Here is a 2,715-nt window from a genome sequence, read left to right on the forward strand (position 1 = left end):
ATTAATGCGGGTGTAGTTTAGTGGTAAAACTACAGCCTTCCAAGCTGTTGTCGCGAGTTCGATTCTCGTCACCCGCTTTATTAAATTTGGTATCCCAAGTTTTCTTGGGCGCATAGCTCAGCTGGTTAGAGCGCACGCCTGATAAGCGTGAGGTCGGTGGTTCGAGTCCACTTGTGCCCATTATAAATATGGTCCGTTGGTCAAGGGGTTAAGACACCGCCTTTTCACGGCGGTAACACGGGTTCGAATCCCGTACGGACTATTATATTTTTGGAGGATTACCCAAGTCCGGCTGAAGGGAACGGTCTTGAAAACCGTCAGGCGTGTAAAAGCGTGCGTGGGTTCGAATCCCACATCCTCCTTTATATTGTTAGCGCGGGATGGAGCAGCTCGGTAGCTCGTCGGGCTCATAACCCGAAGGTCGTAGGTTCAAATCCTGCTCCCGCAATAGAAGGCTCGGTAGCTCAGTTGGTAGAGCAATGGATTGAAGCTCCATGTGTCGGCGGTTCGATTCCGTCTCGCGCCATTAAATTTAATATTTTGGAAGGGTAGCGAAGTGGCTAAACGCGGCGGACTGTAAATCCGCTCCTTCGGGTTCGGGGGTTCGAATCCCTCCCCTTCCATATTACGGGCATAGTTTAAAGGTAGAACTAAGGTCTCCAAAACCTTCAGTGTGGGTTCAATTCCTACTGCCCGTGTTAATGATATGGCGAATGTGGTGAAGTGGTTAACACACCAGATTGTGGCTCTGGCACGCGTGGGTTCGATTCCCATCATTCGCCTTTCTATTTTTGGGGTATAGCCAAGCGGTAAGGCAAGGGACTTTGACTCCCTCATGCGTTGGTTCGAATCCAGCTACCCCAGTTATTGCCGGCGTGGCGGAATTGGCAGACGCGCTGGACTCAAAATCCAGTGTCCGCAAGGACGTGCCGGTTCGACCCCGGCCGCCGGTATAGTTGCAGTATCAGTTTGATACTGTTTTTATTTTTAGTAATCAATTTTATAATTGTGTTGAGAGGACAAGGTTTGTTCTCTTTTTTGCTAGTGCAGAAATATTTCATCATTGCTTTTATCTACAAACGTTAATCTTTTCTTAGAAGTACATTCTTCATTGTCAAAAGAAATTAAGTGATGAACAGTGGAAGTGTTTATCGACTTGTTTCAAAGTTTGTTAATTATTTTTGAAGTCGAATTTTTTTGCAGTAGATAGGGATATTGAGTTTATATTTGTTATCCCCCGAGATATTCGTGAGTATGATTCCTAAGAGGTATTATACAGAATTATTCTATACTTGAGTGTCTTGGACTTGTTTATGTGCTCTGTTTACAATGCAAGTAATTCGGAGGCCTTCGCGCCCATGCTATTGGTTATAGGAAAAAATTTTTTGTGACTTTGTTATCAGATTTATCCACTTGGATAGAATCTGCTTGTTAGTTTTTTATGCGAAATTCCGTATTTAGGATGAGCTTGAACCAACATTCTCTACCGCTGCGAAGATGGCGAGTTAGGGTTAATTGAGGCGAAATGATAGTAAAAAATCTGCTATAATTGAACTGCACCCCAAAAGTTAGACAAAAAATCTAACGATTGGGGTGCTTTTTGTATGAAATTAACTTACGAAGATAAACTAGAAATCTATCAACTCGGAAAACAAGGTATGTCTTTGCCTCAGCTGGGTCAAACCTATTGAGGGAAGAGGCAGAGCGCGACAAGCAACAAGAATCATCCAAGAATTGAGTGAGCAATTTTCTCTAGCGATGTTACTAGAGATTTTAGCCTTACCTCGTTCGAGTTATTATTACCACATCAAACAACTTAAACAAGTAGACAAAAACAAAGTTCTTAAAGCTAAAATCAAGATGATTTATGATGAGCACAAAGGAAACTATGGCTATCGTCGCATCGCTTTGGAAATAAGAAAACAAGGTTTTTTGGTCAACCACAAAAAAGTACAACGCTTAATGAAACGCATGAATTTGGCTGGACGTATTCGTCGTAAACGTAAGTATTCATCTTACAAGGGTGAGATTGGCAAGAAAGCTGATAATCTCATCCAGGTGACCAAGGTTGGCAATATCAACACCTGTTTTATCATGACTTTCTCAATCAAAAAGGAATTCGTCCATCCATGTCCCGTAAGGGAAATAGCCCAGATAATAGCATGATGGAATCTTTCTTTGGAATCTTAAAATCAGAAATGTTTTATGGTTTTGAAAAGACATTTAAGTCACTCGATGAGCTAAAACAAGCTATTATTACTTACATTGACTATTACAATAACAAACGGATTAAAGTCAAACTAAAAGGACTTAGCCCTGTGCAGTACAGAACTAAATCCTTTCAATAATTATTTGTCCAACTTTTTGGGGTCAGTACAAAGTAGCGGCTTTTTAATTTTTTATTAAAATGGTATTGACAAATTAGGATATAAGATGATAAATTAATATAGCTGCAAAAATCTGGTAGGAACATCTTGAAACAGAAGAAAAAAAGTTTTAAAAAAGTTCTTGACAAAGCTGCTTAGAAATGCTAAACTAATATAGCTGTTGTTTGAGAGAGAACGATGGCAATCAGATTTGAAACTTGTATGAAAAAAACTTTGAAAAAAGTTCTTGACAACAAGATGAGGATTTGATAGAATATAGAAGTTGTCTCGAGTGAGACAAAGACCTTTGAAAACTGAACAATACGAACCAAACGTGCGGGTTACGGAA

Annotated in this window: 11 tRNA genes and 1 pseudogene; all 12 read left to right on the top strand. The window is 40.3% G+C overall.

The annotated features are described in order from the left end of the window. Positions 1–6 precede the first annotated feature (6 nt). Positions 7–77: transfer RNA gene (locus tag HMPREF0819_RS07730), tRNA-Gly, on the top strand. Positions 78–106: 29 nt separating this feature from the next. Then, positions 107–180 (top strand) — tRNA-Ile (locus tag HMPREF0819_RS07735). Between the two features lie 10 nt (positions 181–190). After that, positions 191–262, top strand: a tRNA-Glu gene (locus tag HMPREF0819_RS07740). A 10-nt stretch (positions 263–272) separates the two neighbouring features. Then, a tRNA-Ser gene (locus HMPREF0819_RS07745) sits at positions 273–362 on the top strand. A 12-nt stretch (positions 363–374) separates the two neighbouring features. Then, a tRNA-Met gene (locus tag HMPREF0819_RS07750) sits at positions 375–448 on the top strand. 5 nt (positions 449–453) lie between these two features. Further along, positions 454–526 (top strand) — tRNA-Phe (locus HMPREF0819_RS07755). Positions 527–542: 16 nt separating this feature from the next. Further along, positions 543–623 (top strand) — tRNA-Tyr (locus HMPREF0819_RS07760). Positions 624–627: 4 nt separating this feature from the next. Then, positions 628–698 (top strand) — tRNA-Trp (locus HMPREF0819_RS07765). Positions 699–709: 11 nt separating this feature from the next. After that, a tRNA-His gene (locus HMPREF0819_RS07770) sits at positions 710–782 on the top strand. 10 nt (positions 783–792) lie between these two features. Beyond that, positions 793–864 (top strand) — tRNA-Gln (locus HMPREF0819_RS07775). Positions 865–869: 5 nt separating this feature from the next. Beyond that, positions 870–953 (top strand) — tRNA-Leu (locus tag HMPREF0819_RS07780). Between the two features lie 730 nt (positions 954–1,683). Further along, a pseudogene (locus tag HMPREF0819_RS08990) lies at positions 1,684–2,348 on the top strand (IS3 family transposase); the annotation flags it as partial. Positions 2,349–2,715: the final 367 nt, after the last annotated feature.

This window comes from Streptococcus equinus ATCC 9812 (genome assembly GCF_000187265.1).
Lineage (GTDB): Bacteria > Bacillota > Bacilli > Lactobacillales > Streptococcaceae > Streptococcus > Streptococcus equinus.